The 14,861-nt window shown below is 43.7% G+C and carries 14 protein-coding genes; 12 read left to right on the forward strand and 2 right to left on the reverse strand.

Annotated features, from left to right (window positions below; all coding sequences use genetic code 11):
- Positions 1–60 precede the first annotated feature (60 nt).
- The 4 genes from ACLIIY_RS25100 to modC all read left to right on the forward strand — a co-directional run bounded on the left by ACLIIY_RS25100 (position 61) and on the right by modC (position 4,160).
- Positions 61–1,512: a cobyric acid synthase gene (locus ACLIIY_RS25100; protein WP_434528739.1), complete on the forward strand. Its 1,452-nt coding sequence runs from the start codon at positions 61–63 to the stop codon at positions 1,510–1,512.
- 90 nt (positions 1,513–1,602) lie between these two features.
- Positions 1,603–2,355 (forward strand): molybdate ABC transporter substrate-binding protein, encoded by a 753-nt coding sequence (gene modA / locus ACLIIY_RS25105; RefSeq protein ID WP_434528740.1) that lies wholly within the window; start codon positions 1,603–1,605, stop codon positions 2,353–2,355.
- Between the two features lie 12 nt (positions 2,356–2,367).
- Positions 2,368–3,057: a molybdate ABC transporter permease subunit gene (gene modB, locus ACLIIY_RS25110; RefSeq protein WP_038896676.1), complete on the forward strand. Its 690-nt coding sequence runs from the start codon at positions 2,368–2,370 to the stop codon at positions 3,055–3,057.
- Positions 3,054–4,160: a molybdenum ABC transporter ATP-binding protein ModC gene (modC, locus tag ACLIIY_RS25115; protein WP_434528741.1), complete on the forward strand. Its 1,107-nt coding sequence runs from the start codon at positions 3,054–3,056 to the stop codon at positions 4,158–4,160. Before modB ends, modC begins: the two co-directional genes overlap by 4 nt.
- Before the next feature lie 68 nt (positions 4,161–4,228).
- Here modC and ACLIIY_RS25120 read toward each other — a convergent pair whose 3' ends face one another.
- On the reverse strand, positions 4,229–4,666 hold the full coding sequence (locus tag ACLIIY_RS25120) for a DUF3069 domain-containing protein (RefSeq protein WP_005435194.1): 438 nt from the start codon (positions 4,664–4,666) through the stop codon (positions 4,229–4,231).
- 245 nt (positions 4,667–4,911) lie between these two features.
- On the opposite strand from ACLIIY_RS25120, the gene ACLIIY_RS25125 reads away from it, so the two are divergent.
- Both ACLIIY_RS25125 and ACLIIY_RS25130 read left to right on the forward strand, forming a co-directional pair.
- The gene (locus ACLIIY_RS25125) at positions 4,912–5,871 is read left to right on the forward strand and encodes a diguanylate cyclase (RefSeq protein ID WP_020196882.1); all 960 of its coding nucleotides are present in this window, start codon (positions 4,912–4,914) and stop codon (positions 5,869–5,871) included.
- Positions 5,872–5,885: 14 nt separating this feature from the next.
- Entirely contained in the window at positions 5,886–6,857 is a 972-nt protein-coding gene (locus ACLIIY_RS25130; RefSeq protein WP_052447874.1) for a Solitary outer membrane autotransporter beta-barrel domain, read from the forward strand.
- A 12-nt stretch (positions 6,858–6,869) separates the two neighbouring features.
- Here the strand turns inward: ACLIIY_RS25130 and ACLIIY_RS25135 are convergent, their stop codons facing one another.
- Positions 6,870–8,114 (reverse strand): GGDEF domain-containing protein, encoded by a 1,245-nt coding sequence (locus ACLIIY_RS25135; RefSeq protein WP_005435185.1) that lies wholly within the window; start codon positions 8,112–8,114, stop codon positions 6,870–6,872.
- Positions 8,115–8,369: 255 nt separating this feature from the next.
- On the opposite strand from ACLIIY_RS25135, the gene ACLIIY_RS25140 reads away from it, so the two are divergent.
- The 6 genes from ACLIIY_RS25140 (at position 8,370) to pntB (ending at position 14,707) form a co-directional block, all read left to right on the forward strand.
- Positions 8,370–8,738 carry a late competence development ComFB family protein gene (locus tag ACLIIY_RS25140; protein WP_038896671.1) on the forward strand — a complete coding sequence of 123 codons (369 nt, stop codon included), beginning with the start codon at positions 8,370–8,372 and terminating at the stop codon, positions 8,736–8,738.
- A 62-nt stretch (positions 8,739–8,800) separates the two neighbouring features.
- Positions 8,801–9,082, forward strand: coding sequence for an HlyU family transcriptional regulator (locus ACLIIY_RS25145; RefSeq protein WP_005427008.1), 282 nt, complete (start codon positions 8,801–8,803; stop codon positions 9,080–9,082).
- 464 nt (positions 9,083–9,546) lie between these two features.
- Positions 9,547–10,311 carry a hypothetical protein gene (locus ACLIIY_RS25150; RefSeq protein WP_041053011.1) on the forward strand — a complete coding sequence of 255 codons (765 nt, stop codon included), beginning with the start codon at positions 9,547–9,549 and terminating at the stop codon, positions 10,309–10,311.
- A 228-nt stretch (positions 10,312–10,539) separates the two neighbouring features.
- Positions 10,540–11,259 (forward strand): hypothetical protein, encoded by a 720-nt coding sequence (locus ACLIIY_RS25155; RefSeq protein WP_045478032.1) that lies wholly within the window; start codon positions 10,540–10,542, stop codon positions 11,257–11,259.
- Between the two features lie 484 nt (positions 11,260–11,743).
- Entirely contained in the window at positions 11,744–13,300 is a 1,557-nt protein-coding gene (locus ACLIIY_RS25160) for a Re/Si-specific NAD(P)(+) transhydrogenase subunit alpha (protein WP_434528742.1), read from the forward strand.
- Between the two features lie 12 nt (positions 13,301–13,312).
- Entirely contained in the window at positions 13,313–14,707 is a 1,395-nt protein-coding gene (gene pntB / locus ACLIIY_RS25165) for a Re/Si-specific NAD(P)(+) transhydrogenase subunit beta (protein ID WP_005435174.1), read from the forward strand.
- The last annotated feature ends 154 nt before the right edge of the window (positions 14,708–14,861 follow it).

Below are 14,861 nucleotides of genomic sequence, written 5' to 3' on the forward strand. Positions count from 1 at the left end.
GTCCTATGCTGAGATAACGTTATGATTGTTCACCTTCTTTTTTTCTCTTATTAAACGTTCATGAAATCACCAATCCCTTCATTAATGGTTCAAGGCACAACTTCAGATGCCGGAAAAAGCGTCCTTGTGGCAGGTTTATGCCGGGTATTAGCCCGCAAAGGGATAAAGGTTGCCCCATTCAAGCCACAGAATATGGCGTTAAACAGTGCAGTAACCAAAGATGGCGGAGAGATTGGGCGTGCTCAAGCGGTTCAGGCACAAGCTTGCAACGTTGAGCCTACGGTTCACATGAATCCTGTGCTGATTAAACCTAACAGTGATACCGGTGCTCAGATCATCTTACAAGGCAAAGCGTTGTCGAATATGGACGCTGTCGGCTTTCATGATTACAAGAAAGTGGCAATGGGAACGGTGCTGGACTCATTCGCAAAGCTAACAGATGAATTCGAATCCGTGATGATTGAAGGTGCTGGTAGCCCTGCAGAAATCAACTTAAGAGAAAATGACATCGCAAACATGGGCTTTGCGGAAGAAGCCGACGTTCCGGTCATTATTATTGCGGATATCGACCGTGGTGGTGTGTTTGCCCACCTGTATGGAACGCTGGCGTTACTATCCGAATCTGAACAAGCTCGCGTTAAAGGCTTCGTTATTAACCGCTTCCGTGGCGACATCAGCTTGCTTGAATCTGGTCTTGATTGGCTAGAAGAGAAAACGGGCAAACCTGTGCTCGGTGTATTGCCGTATCTTCACGGATTAAACCTCGAAGCGGAAGATGCCATTACGGCACAACAAGAGCTGTCTTCACAAGTGAAACTCAATGTTGTGGTACCAGTATTAACGCGCATTAGTAATCATACCGATTTTGATGTGTTGCGCCTAAACCCAGACATTAATCTTCGCTACGTCGGTAAAGGCGAAAAGATCGATAAAGCCGACCTCGTGATCCTACCGGGCACTAAGTCAGTCCGAGACGATTTGGATTATCTACGTAGCCAAGGTTGGGATAAAGACATTCAACGCCACATCCGTCTGGGTGGTAAAGTCATTGGCATCTGTGGTGGCTACCAGATGCTTGGCAACGTAATTGATGATCCAAATGGTGTAGAAGGCCAGCCTGGTCGTAGTGAAGGTCTTGGTTTGTTAGACATCACGACAACTCTAACCGACAGTAAACAGCTTACTCATTCACAAGCAGATTTATTCCTAAACGGCAAAACAGCCAAAGTGAAGGGTTATGAAATCCATGTCGGGAGAAGTGAAGTACAGGGCGCACAACCTCTTAAGTTAAATTCTGGGGAGGCAGAAGGAGCGCTGAGTGAATGTGGTCAAATTATTGGAACCTACCTACACGGGTTCTTCGATGAAGCAGATGTGCTTAGCTTGGTGTCTGAGTGGGTAAACGGTACTCAAATCAAACAACAAGACTTTGAAGAGTTAAAAGAACAAGGCATTAATCGCATTGCGGATGCGATAGAACAACATATGAATCTTGACTTTCTGTTCAAATAAATCCAGTTTTTAACTGTTTGAAGCATAAATAAAAGTGGGCACGTTGTTCCACAATATCTTTTTCTGCCTGTCTAGCACCGGAGTGTTTTTATGAAAGCATGGAAGATTCATGCTTGCCTAGCGGCAATACTGAGCGTTTCATCAGCAGCAAACGCAACGAGCGATTTAAAAGTCTACGCGGCTTCGTCAATGACCAATGCGATTGACGATATCGCACAAAAATTTGAACAACAATACGACGTGAAAGTCACACCAGTATACGGCGGGTCTTCATCCATCGCTCGCCAAATTCTAAACGGCGCACCAGCTGATGTGTTTATCTCTGCAAACACTAAGTGGATGAACTACTTGGTAAAATCAAAAGCGGTAAAGAGTGACAATGTCACCGAGCTGGTTCGTAATAGTCTTGTTCTTATCGCACCTAAAGCTTCAACCGTCACTTCATTTAATTTTTCAGACGCCAATGCATGGGGGCAAGCTTTAGAGGGCAATCGCCTTGCGCTAGGTAACCCAGTCTCGGTTCCTGCGGGCATGTATGCGCGAGAATCTCTTACTAACCTTGGGGTTTGGAAACAGCTTGAGCGACAAGTAGCGCCAGCGAAAAATGTTCGACTCGCCTTAGCATTAGTTGAACGCGGTGAAGCGCCACTTGGTGTGGTTTACAAAACGGATGCGCTTTTAACAGATAAAGTAAAAGTGGTCGGTGAATTTGCCAATAACACCCACGCTGATATCGTCTATCCAGCGGCTATCGTTAAAGACTCGACGCAATCAGAACAATTCTTCGAATATTTGAAATCTGACGATGCCAAACAAGTGTTTGCGCAGTACGGTTTTCAATAAAAAGGGCACAGAGTGACAGAACTTGAATACCAAGCCTTAATGTTAAGCCTAAAAGTTGGCGCGTATGCCGTCGTTTGGCTTATTCCATTGGGCGTCGCTCTGGCTTGGTTGCTTTCACGAAAAGAGTTTATCGGCAAATCCATTCTCGACAGCCTTATTCATTTGCCCTTGGTTTTACCGCCAGTAGTGATCGGCTACCTACTGCTGATCTCACTAGGTCGCCAAGGCGTTTTGGGTAACTGGCTTTTTGAACACTTTGGTTTGGTGTTCAGCTTCAACTGGAAGGGTGCAGTTATCGCTTGTATCGTTGTTGCATTGCCTCTAATGGTGCGTTCCGTTCGTCTTAGCTTAGATAATGTCGATCCTAAACTCGAACACGCTGCGTCGACTTTAGGCGCGTCACCTTTAAAAGTCTTCCTAACTATTACGCTACCTTTAACGATACCCGGCATCATTACTGGCACCATGCTGTCTTTTGCTCGCAGCTTAGGAGAGTTTGGGGCAACGATCAGTTTTGTCTCAAACATTCCCGGAGAGACACAAACCATTCCTTTAGCGATGTACAACTTCATAGAAACACCTGGAGCAGAGATGGAAGCCGCGCGCTTATGCATCATTTCTATTGTTTTGGCTCTGTCGACGTTAATGATTTCAGAATGGTTAAATCGCAAAGCAGCTTCACGTCTGGGAGCTAAGCGATGAGCATTAAAATTCAATTTAAACAATCACTTGGTGAAACTAATTTTGACATCGACTTATCGTTACCGGGTAACGGAATAAGCGCGTTATTTGGCCGTTCAGGTGCAGGGAAGACCACACTAATCAACGTTGTCAGCGGGTTGGTGACGCCAAAGCAAGGTCAAGTCTCGATTGGTGAACATGTCCTTTTCGATAGTGATACCGGAATTAATTTACCCACGCACAAACGCAAAATCGGTTATGTATTTCAAGACTCGCGTTTGTTCCCACATTACTCTGTGAAAGGTAACTTGCTCTACGGCGTAGCCGAAAAAGACGATGATTACTTCGATAAAGTGACAGAGCTTCTCGCGATTAAGCCTCTGTTAAAGCGCTTTCCAATCTCGTTATCCGGCGGTGAGAAGCAGCGTGTCGCTATAGCTCGAGCCTTGCTATCAAAGCCAAATCTATTATTGATGGATGAGCCGTTAGCGTCGTTGGATATGCCACGTAAGCGTGAAGTCATGCCATTTTTGGAAGAGTTGTCTGAACAGGTCAATATTCCTATCGTTTATGTTACCCATAGCCTGCAAGAGATCCTGCGTTTAGCGCAGCACCTGTCGATTCTCGATAAAGGCAGAATCATGACGTCGGGTAAATTAGAAGAGGTATGGGCTTCTCATGCTATGCGCCCTTGGCAGTCATTCTCAGACCACAGTAGTTTGTTTGAAGGCAAGATCGCGACACATCACGATAGATATGCGTTAACGTGCGTGAAACTCGCCCCAAGCGCTTGCCTGTGGGTTCAAAAAGTGGATGGGGAGCCAGATACGCCAATCCGACTGCAAGTGCGTGCAAACGACGTTTCCATCGCGTTAGAAAAGCCAATATCAACATCGATTCGAAACGTACTACCAGCAACGGTGGCATCAATAGAAGAGCACTCAACTGGTGAAGATAAGCAAAGTATCACTGTATCGTTAAAGCTTGATGAAGATTGTCACTTATGGGCGACGATAACACCGTGGGCATTGGATGACTTGAATTTGAAAGTCGGTGATGAGGTTTATGCTCAAATTAAAGGCGTAAGTGTCACGCAACGCGATATTGCTTTGGCGCACCACTAAGTTTTCTAAACCGTAGATACACAAAAGGCCGCAGGGTGCGGCCTTTATTATTAAAGAAAGTGTCGGAATTACTTCGCGAAAACTTCTTTGAATTCACGCTTAAGAAGAGGGTCACGACGTGCTTTCTTAAGTTGCTTAACCATGTCTTTTACACAGTTGTGTAGAACATTGTCTAGCAGTTGAGCACGGTAGTCTTCTTTATCTTCATCTGTCATGTTTTCTGGCAGGTTAAGAGTCGGGAATTCTTCCATTACATTCAGACCAGCAAAAGCTTGGCCAACAGAAACTAGAGCGTGGAACTGCTCGAAGTTGTCTAGAATGTTTTGTGCACTTCCTGGCATTTCATCCCAAGATGCACGAACAGCTTCTTCAGACACTTCATGGATAGAGGTAACCATCTCGAACATTTGCTCTGGAACTTCATCGAATTCGATAACTTTACGTAGTTCTGGAGAAATAGCTTCTAGATCGATTTTTTTGCTTTCGTTGTTAGTTGCTTCTGACATCATGAGTCCTGTTAGTACATAAGAGCGCACGTAATTTGTAGTGCGTAATGTAACCAGATTAAAGTGTCTCTAGTTACAAAAGGCGGGAATATTAATACCAAATGCGTCAAATAGCTACCATAAGAACTATTTGATTACGTGACCGTTCAACAAAAAAATATAGCACTAAATTTGTCGCGTAATGCAACAACCTCGCGTGTATGATATATGTTTAATAAAGACTGATAAAAAGAATGGAACGCGCTATGCAACCGACAGGGACATCGATGCGCATTCTCTTAGTTGATGACGTTCAGCTAGATCGAATGCAGTTGGCAATCCGATTAAAACAACAAGGTCACATTGTTAAAGCCGTTGGCAGCGGGATGGAAGCCCTCAATACCTATGAGAGTTTCGACCCTGAACTCGTGCTGCTGGATATTGCGATGCCGGACATGAACGGCTTCGAAGTCTCACTTCATATCAGAGAAACCTTTCCAGACTGGATCCCAATCATCTTCTTAAGCAGTCACGAAGAGCCAGAAATGATCGCGAAAGCAATCGAAGCGGGCGGTGATGACTATTTGATTAAGCCTGTTGATAAGCTTGTTCTAAACTCTAAGTTAATGGCAATGCAGCGAATTGCGCACATGCGTCGTGAGTTAAAGCAAGCCACCGCACAGCTCGAAGAGATGAATTCACGTTTGCAACAACAAGCCAATGAAGATGGCCTAACCAAACTCTACAACCGTCGTTATATTGATCAGAAGCTCGAAACCATGATTGCATGGCACGGTCGTCACCACATGCCGATGGCGTTAATTCTTCTTGATGTCGACTTCTTTAAGCCGTTTAACGATAACTACGGCCACATAGAGGGGGATCGCTGTCTACAAGCCATCGCGAATCAGTTAAAAGCAACCTTCTGTCGTTCTGGTGAATATGTGGGGCGTTATGGAGGGGAAGAGTTTGTCATCTTGCTTAATAGCACAGATGCGCAGACCGCAGAAAAAGAAGCTGAGCGTGTACAAGAAGCGATGTACTTTCTTGATTACCCTCATGCGTATTCAAGCGTTGCAAATAGAGTGACAGTGTCACAAGGGGTGTTTGCATTTCAACCAACAGGTAAGGATAATGTCGCCGAATTGTACGCGACAGCAGATAGGGCGCTATATACGTCCAAATCGCTTGGAAGAAACACGTACACGGTGGTAAATGCAAGCTAAATCAAAAGGATAAGATGAAATACGCTTTAGTGACATTGTCACTTATTTCAATGGCAACTCACGCTAGTCCGGTTCAACAAACCTTGCAAAAAGAGTTTGAGCGTAACTTTGCCATCGGCATCGTGCTATCAGACAGTGATGTGTTCACCCTTGGCTTTCACGACTTTGACCCTAATAAGTACCTCGACATCGACAACGAAGACATAGGAACGCAAGACTCCGTTGACTTAAGGAAACAAGTTGCTATTTCCACACTTCCTTATCATCTCTCTCTCACTGACGACGAGCAATCCCCAACAAAGTACAATTTAAAAGGGCGCTTGTATGCATTGGGAATCGATCAAGACGTTCATATAAATGAAGACAAAACCCCTGATCGAAACAAAGAGCTTATCCTAGGTTCTTACACCGAACTCGAACGCCAAAACAAACTGACAGAACATCTCACGTTGAGCACCGCCGCAGGCGCTCATCTTATGTATTATCGCAACGAGTATGACTACCGAAGTGATGCTATCAGTGACTTGAGGCCCTTTTTAGATGGCGTATTCCTGAATACGGATGCGTGGGCTATTGTTGGCGAAGTGAACGCCGAGCTGAAGTATTTAGAAAACGAGCATTGGGGTAAATGGTATGTTTGGTCGTCTCCACATTATTTCTACGGCAAAGGATGGGGAGAAGGCAATAACGGGGATGTCGGCAACCCAGAAGGCTGGTATTGGGTCAACGGTGTAAAGTTATTCTATGACTTTACCAAGGTAGGCCGAACCGTACAGTCCGTTTATACCAGCTTTAACCGAGTTGATGTAGGTGGAGACACAAGCAAACCGATGAACACGTCGCATTATTATGAAGCGAGTGTAGGCTGGCTGATGACGCCACCATTTAAGTCAGATTGGATTGACAATGTCGGTCTGGGGCTGACTATTAACTATGGCAGCGCACTAAAAGGTGGCAGTCTAGTGTTGTTCTTTAATCAAGAGTAGTTTTGATAAGCGTTAAGCGTGGCAGTACTTCACACAGTTTCTGCCCGCTTTTTTGGCTTTATACAAAGCTTCATCCGCAAGCTTAATAACATCAGCAGGGTTACGTGCGCTGCGACTGTCTGCAACACCAAAGCTCGCCGTAACTGACACCGTTTTCTTCTTCGAATCTGCACTACCGCGTTTTTTACGACCTTGCTTGTTGTCGTCAGGGCGCGTGTCTTGGTCACGAAGAATCATTTCATATTGCGCTATCAATTCACGAACTTCTTCTAAATGCGCTTCACAGTCTTCCGTATATTTGCCTTTGAATACAATGGTGAACTCCTCGCCACCAAAGCGGTAAACTTTCGCTCCACCTTGTGTCTTCATTAGGCGTGATGCAACCATCTTTAACACGTCATCGCCTGTGTCATGACCATAGGTATCGTTGAACTTTTTAAAGTGGTCAACGTCTAGCATCGCAATAGTAAATTTACGTCCCATGTGTTTAAGCTCAAGATCCAGTGCACGGCGGCTTGGAATCAGAGTCAAGCTGTCGGTAAAAGCCAATTGATGACTAGCCGAAGTAGAGTAGATGATGATCAAAAGGCCTGTCAGCGTAAACATCGTGCTCGAAATATACTGAACGTCAAAAAAGATAAACGTTGCTGATGCTAGCACCATAGCAGAGTAGGTCATGGCGTGAATGATCTTGTTTTTCTTTAAGACCAAGATACCCAGAAAACATACGATGCCAATGCAATACAACACCAAGACGAGTGGTAACTTAGAGAGAGTCGGCACGATAAACAAAATACCGTTAGTCCATTCGTCAAACCCACCTTCGACGTAATACGTCAAAGTCACGTAGGACCAAAATACGAACATGATCAGCATGAACACGTAAGTCAACGTCGCTCTTGAATCAAAACCTTCTTTATTGAAGATGAACACCGCGAGAAATGAAACGGGTAACAAGCTCGCTAATATAGTGAGCTCTAAAAGCGCAGTTCCGGTTTGAAGAGGGACTTGAAGGCGATGTTGAATCACAAAGTAGGCAAAGAGCATGGCGATACAAACCATAGACTCTCGACCTTGCTTGAACGAATAACACATCAACAACGCACAGCCGAGCAAAATGTACGGCAAATTCGCAGCAATTCCCCAGTTAGATTGCGTCATCTGAATGATGCTATCCATACCCAAACTGACTACACCCAACAACAAGATTGGGAATAGGAATCGAAAGCCTGGGGAGGTCATTAAAGATGAAACCATCTACTGCAAATTACCTGAAAATAGTTGAATATATCTAGTGAGTTACGTTAAGCATTCAATTAATACCGTGTGCAAACAGTATAAATTCTGTAACTTTCAAAACTAACAAGAATACGTGTATTTGGGAATTTTCCAAGTGTTTTACAGCGAACGCTTACAAAAAGAGAGAGGTTGATTAAATTAAGAGCAATCAACGAGTTGCACGTTAGTCCCGACTGCTATACTTTCAAAGTGTTGAACAAAGGAGAAAAATCGATGCAGATCAGTTCAGACGTACACAATTACATGGAAACACTGGTTGGGCAGGTACTTGCCTCAGAGCAGTACGTAGAGCAGTTCGACAATGAACAATTGGCGGATATTGCATGTTTAGCGCTCATTCAACTAAAGCCGGTATACATTCGTCATGACATCGATTTTTTGTCTGCACTTCCAGAGCGTAAACTGGCTCAATTCAAACAAAGTGTCGATGTGGCGGTTGAGAACGCAGCAGTGATGATTCAGGAAGACAGACGCAAAAATCGTAACAATGATGTGCCTGTAATTTTGTCGCATACCAGTTATGATGAAGACAAAGAACTGGATTGGTTTGAGAAACCGATCCTCAACGTCAACATAAAGTAATTGATGCTCACCACTGTATAGGAAATGACCTATAAGAGAGTGGGCATACCCAAGGAGGAACCGTGGGATTCTTTTCGCGCTTGTTTGGTGGCAGTGACAAAGCTGCCGAAGTAAAAACCGTTGAACCAGTAGAATACAAAGGCTACTTAATTTACCAAGAAAGCCTTTCAGAAGGTGGCCAGTACCGCATCGCAGGGCGTATCGAAAAAGATTTCGACGGAGAAGTGAAATCACACCGTTTTATCCGTTCAGATTTGCTAGGTTCGGAGCAAGACGCCAACGAACTGATGCTAAAAAAATCGCAGATGTTTATCGACCAAATGGGTGAAAAGATCTTCGATTAGTTCTTCGACCTTATTTTCAATCGTCATAAAGCCATTAACTTTTGTTAGTGGCTTTTTTTATTCGCAATTAAATACTCAACATATTGCAAATAAACATCTATCGTTAAGTGCTACGCTAGACAGGAGAAGCGTAAATATAATTAATTTATGAGCTGATTTTTCATTTTACTCATTACTTTTAAAAAGTAGAGTTGCTTATTAATTTCAATGAAAAAGCACATCGAAATAGAAATATTATTTATGTATTTTTCGTGTCGATAATGCTTAACACTAGCCCTATTATTGAGTCAAATTGTTTCAAAGTTTATTACTTTGTAATGACATTAAAGTTACTTGTTACTGACTTTGTGAAATCTCTGTTTGTGTGTAATCCCACTGCCCGATATGACCAGTCAAATCGGTAGTTCAAAAGAAAATGTGCACTAAAAGGAAGGTGGCATTTACGTGTTGCCGGAGATGATCAAATGAGAAAAAACATTACTTCTGTTGCGTTGCTAACAGTAATTTCAACCCCAGTTTTAGCAGAAAAGTTAGAGGGCTCAGTAGAGGCTTATATCGACGATAATAATAATGCTGGTATCTATTCCTCACTCAATTTAACTGACCAAATTTACGTTGATGTAGAGGTCGCTGAAAGTAATTTTGGAGCTATTGGCGCAGGTTATACATTTAATACGGGTACTGGTATTTATGCAGCTTACGTTAGTGCCGACGGATTTGAAGAAGCACGCCTAGAAGTTTCACAAGATTATAAATTAACCGATCGATTAACTCTAAGTGGTAGCGTTCAATACAGGAATGGTCTGAATAACGATCAAGCCGATTACGCTCTTGTACACGGCGATGATATTGGCAGTCACGGAGCAGTACCACCACCAATCACACCAAATCGCCACAAAGACTTTTACAATGGCGGTCAACTCCCAGCGGGTGAGCATACAGTACCTGATATCGGTATCCAACGAACCGCTGTAGACACTGTTTACAAACAATCACAAATGTTGGCCTACAACATTGGTGTTGAATATGCGCTCAACAGCTTATCTCTATCGTATGATTATGATTACTATCAGCAACTTGAAGATTTTTATGGGGCAGAAGATGCGCAGTCTCATACTGCACAAATAACATATACAGGTTCTGAGAGCCTCCAACCATATGTTAAGTATGCCGTCGATGGTGACTTTAGTAACGGTTTGACCACTGTAGGCTTAGTTGTTCCGTTTTAATGAACTTATTTATGCATAGAGCTATTTTGGTTTAACTTTATCTCTCTCGACTTTGCCTCACTAACCAGTGGGGCTTTTTTAAACATGATATTCCTCCAATTTTTTGAGGGACTATCTACCCCTAAAGTCTAGTCTAAACCTAATTCAATGAACCTATCGATGGTTGGACTGACAAAGCCAAAACATAAACAAAAAAACATCATCAAACGATAGTAACAGGATTAAGCCATGACTAAGCTTAAAACTCTTCAAGGAGCAATTAATACGCTTCGCCCGTTAAAAATAGAAGTTCAGCAACGCAAACTCTTGCTACGAGAAGTAAAAGGTCAAGTGTTGAACATACACTCGACGCTGCACAATATTGGCCTTGGTTCAGGGAGCGAAATACAAAAGCTCGACAATATGTTTGCACGCGCAATTTCAGTATCTGGCTGGGCGTCAATGGAGCAAGCGCTTGATGCTCTCTATGATGAGCTCATCGTTTTAGCGAAACAGGCTAAAGCAGAAAAAGCAGCAGCGTTCAAACTAGAGTGGGACAACCTTCAGGCTAAAATCAATGATTTATCTTGCATGGACAACAACGATCTAAAACTAAGGATAAGAGAACATTTAATTAAAAACGGAGATTGTGCAGATACAGCTGATGAGACCGCTATGAGCATGGTAATTGCGTATAGGTTATTAGAAACAATAGATATCACCAACTTTGCGCTACCGGATGTTCTACAAGAAGTTGCCGAGATTGAATCCGTTCCTCCTAAAATGATTAACGCGTTAGTAGATGTTGAACATGAGATCTCTAAACAGATAGTAATCAATAAAGGGCATCTATATGAAGTTGTCGATGAGAACAAAGGCAATTTAATCGTTGAGAGTGACCTGGGCTGGAAAGTACTGTTTCCTAAGGGGAGTGAAGGTACGCAGTTTGAATACCTGTCATATCGTTGACGAGTAGAAGCAACATGACTGAATATCGTTTGATTTAACTTCGATTAAGAAATCACTGCAACTTGATTCGAATCATCTTAAAGAGAGCCATTAGTGTATATGCTGATGGCTCTCTTTCTTTTTTAGGCTTAAATATCTGTAAAACAAGCAGTTAGCAGGCTTCTGGTTAGACCTCTGCTTAGTGATGCAAATCGTTGTTATTTTTCAGCGCGAAGTGGAGAATCATTCATTACGTGGCGTTATATGTAATGAAATTTAGTATTTTTATTACAAAACACTTGAAGTCACGATTGACGTTAGATAAAAACAGAATAATAACAGGACTGTTAGTCAAGAAGTGACTGTGCAAATGGGTGACCCCAAACACCATCATTCGTTTGTATTTATCTTGCGTAGTAAACAGATAGAAATAAAAAAGAATTAGAGTAGAGCGACGCTCTGTTTTGGGACTAATTTATTGATATGTATACAAGGAGTATGCGTTTTGCAAATCGGTGTACCTAGAGAAATACTCGCGGGTGAATCGCGAGTAGCTGCATCACCAAAGTCGGTTGAGCAGTTAATTAAGTTGGGGTTCGATGTCGCAATCGAATCACAAGCGGGGGTGCTAGCCAGTTTCGATGATGCCGCTTATGAAGCAGCAGGGGCGAAAATTGTATCTAGTGAAGAAGTATGGACATCAGGCTTAATCCTTAAAGTCAATGCGCCACTCGTAGATGAAGAAAAAGGCATCGACGAAATCGCATTACTGCAAGATGGCGCAACATTGGTTAGCTTCATCTGGCCTGCTCAAAATGCAGAGTTAATGGAACAACTCTCTAGCAAGAACATCAACGTTCTCGCAATGGATGCGGTTCCTCGTATTTCTCGTGCTCAAGCATTAGACGCACTCTCTTCTATGGCGAACATTGCCGGTTACCGTGCAGTGGTTGAAGCCGCTCATGAATTCGGTCGATTCTTCACTGGTCAAATCACCGCTGCTGGTAAAGTACCGCCTGCGAAAGTATTAGTTGCAGGTGCAGGTGTAGCAGGTCTTGCTGCTATCGGTGCAGCAGGTAGCCTTGGTGCTATCGTTCGTTCTTTTGACGTTCGTCCTGAAGTAAAAGAACAAGTTGAATCGATGGGCGCAGAGTTCCTAACGGTAGACTTCAAAGAAGACTCTGGTTCAGGTGACGGCTACGCAAAAGAAATGTCGGATGAATTCAACAAGAAAGCGGCTGAGCTATACGCTGAGCAAGCGAAAGATGTTGATATCATCATTACAACCGCACTGATTCCTGGCAGACCAGCGCCAACGCTTATCACCAAAGAAATGGTTGATACCATGAAAGCAGGCAGCGTGATCGTTGACCTTGCTGCTGCAAACGGTGGTAACTGCGAATACACAGTAAAAGATCAAGTTATTACCACGGCTAACGGCGTGAAAATCGTTGGTTACACTGACATGGTAGGTCGTCTGCCAACGCAATCTTCTCAGCTTTACGCAACCAACCTTGTAAACCTTCTGAAACTGCTTTGCAAAGAGAAAGATGGCAACATCAATATCGACTTCGAAGACGTTGTGCTTCGTGGCGTAACAGTAGTAAAAGAAGGCGAAGTGACATGGCCTGCGCCACCAATTCAGGTTTCAGCACAGCCGCAAGCCAAACCGCAAGAACCAGTTAAACCTCAACCTAAAGTTGAAGAACCTACGTCACCACTGAAGAAATTCGGTGCTTTAGCAGTCGGTTTAGGTGCCTTTGCTTGGGTTGCCTCTGTTGCTCCGGCTGCATTCCTATCTCATTTCACCGTATTCGTACTGGCGTGTGTAGTAGGTTACTACGTAGTTTGGAACGTAACGCATGCACTGCACACACCGCTTATGTCTGTAACCAACGCGATTTCAGGCATCATCGTAGTAGGTGCACTGCTGCAAATTGGTCAGGGTAATGGTGTCGTTACCTTCCTATCATTCATTGCTGTACTCATTGCGAGCATTAACATCTTTGGTGGCTTTACCGTAACCAAACGTATGCTCGAAATGTTCCGCAAAGATAAATAATAGGAGTGACCAATGTCTGCAGGATTAGTACAAGCGGCATACATCATTGCTGCGCTATTTTTCATCTTAAGTCTCGCGGGACTTTCTAAACAAGAATCGGCAAGAAACGGTAACTACTACGGTATTGCGGGTATGGCGATTGCGCTTATTGCGACAATCTTTAGCCCGAATGCGGAAGGTTTTGTTTGGGTCATCATCGCGATGGTCATCGGTGGTAGCATCGGTATCCACTACGCGAAGAAAGTAGAAATGACTCAAATGCCTGAACTGGTTGCGATCCTACACAGCTTTGTAGGTATGGCAGCGGTATTGGTAGGTTACAACAGTTACCTAGAGCCACCAGCACCAGTTTCAACTGACCTAGCTGGTATGCACGCTGAACACGTAATTCACCTAGTGGAAGTCTTCCTTGGTGTGTTCATCGGTGCGGTAACCTTCACTGGTTCAGTTGTTGCTTTCGGTAAGCTACGTGGCACGATCTCTTCTTCGCCACTTAACTTGCCTCACAAACACAAAATGAACCTTGCGGCGATCGTCGTTTCTACGCTTCTTATGATTTACTTCGTAAAAGCGGACGGCAGCATGTTCGCACTGATCGTAATGACGCTGATTGCTTTTGCATTCGGTTACCACTTGGTAGCGTCTATCGGTGGTGCAGATATGCCAGTTGTAGTTTCAATGCTGAACTCATACTCAGGTTGGGCAGCAGCGGCAGCAGGTTTCATGCTTGCAAACGACCTATTGATCGTGACAGGTGCATTGGTAGGTTCTTCTGGTGCGATCCTTTCTTACATCATGTGTAAAGCAATGAACCGCTCGTTCATCAGCGTTATCGCTGGCGGCTTCGGTCAAGAAGTTGTGATTTCAAGTGATGAAGAGCAGGGCGAGCATCGCGAAACTTCAGCAGAAGAAGTAGCAGAAATGCTGAAGAACTCAAAATCAGTGATCATCACTCCGGGATACGGCATGGCAGTAGCTCAAGCGCAATACCCAGTGCATGAGATTACTGAGAAGCTACGCGCACAAGGTATTGAAGTTCGCTTCGGTATTCACCCAGTAGCGGGCCGTCTACCTGGCCACATGAATGTACTGCTAGCGGAAGCAAAAGTGCCTTACGATATCGTGCTAGAAATGGACGAAATCAACGATGACTTCCCAGAAACAGATACGGTTCTTGTCATCGGTGCAAACGACACGGTTAACCCAGCAGCTCTTGAAGATCCAAACAGCCCAATTGCAGGCATGCCTGTACTAGAAGTTTGGAACGCGCAAAACGTAGTCGTATTCAAGCGTTCAATGAATACGGGTTACGCAGGTGTACAGAACCCACTGTTCTTTAAAGAAAACACCTCAATGCTGTTCGGTGATGCGAAAGAAAGCGTCGAGGCAATTTTCAAAGCACTTTAATATAATTTGCTTTAAAACTAATCAAGGCCAGCATTCGCTGGCCTTTTTTTGTGCGCTTTCAATGTTATAGTACTGCAAATCCTTAAGCCGTCTAATGTCATTTGCTTGTTTATTGATGTATAGTTCTGGCTAATATAATTAGTAACGGTAACAG

Source organism: Vibrio sp. K4 (assembly GCF_051122595.1).
GTDB classification, from domain to species: domain Bacteria; phylum Pseudomonadota; class Gammaproteobacteria; order Enterobacterales; family Vibrionaceae; genus Vibrio; species Vibrio owensii.

Excerpts from the sequence above, each read along its gene's own strand:
- ACLIIY_RS25155 (WP_045478032.1), top strand. The coding sequence starts at position 10,540 with ATGACTAAGCTTAAAACTCTTCAAGGAGCAATTAATACGCTTCGCCCG.
- ACLIIY_RS25140 (WP_038896671.1), top strand. The coding sequence starts at position 8,370 with ATGCAGATCAGTTCAGACGTACACAATTACATGGAAACACTGGTTGGG.
- ACLIIY_RS25120 (WP_005435194.1), bottom strand. The coding sequence starts at position 4,666 with ATGTCAGAAGCAACTAACAACGAAAGCAAAAAAATCGATCTAGAAGCT.
- ACLIIY_RS25135 (WP_005435185.1), bottom strand. The coding sequence starts at position 8,114 with ATGGTTTCATCTTTAATGACCTCCCCAGGCTTTCGATTCCTATTCCCA.
- ACLIIY_RS25100 (WP_434528739.1), top strand. The coding sequence starts at position 61 with ATGAAATCACCAATCCCTTCATTAATGGTTCAAGGCACAACTTCAGAT.
- ACLIIY_RS25125 (WP_020196882.1), top strand. The coding sequence starts at position 4,912 with ATGCAACCGACAGGGACATCGATGCGCATTCTCTTAGTTGATGACGTT.
- modC (WP_434528741.1), top strand. The coding sequence starts at position 3,054 with ATGAGCATTAAAATTCAATTTAAACAATCACTTGGTGAAACTAATTTT.
- pntB (WP_005435174.1), top strand. The coding sequence starts at position 13,313 with ATGTCTGCAGGATTAGTACAAGCGGCATACATCATTGCTGCGCTATTT.
- ACLIIY_RS25130 (WP_052447874.1), top strand. The coding sequence starts at position 5,886 with ATGAAATACGCTTTAGTGACATTGTCACTTATTTCAATGGCAACTCAC.
- modA (WP_434528740.1), top strand. The coding sequence starts at position 1,603 with ATGAAAGCATGGAAGATTCATGCTTGCCTAGCGGCAATACTGAGCGTT.
- ACLIIY_RS25150 (WP_041053011.1), top strand. The coding sequence starts at position 9,547 with ATGAGAAAAAACATTACTTCTGTTGCGTTGCTAACAGTAATTTCAACC.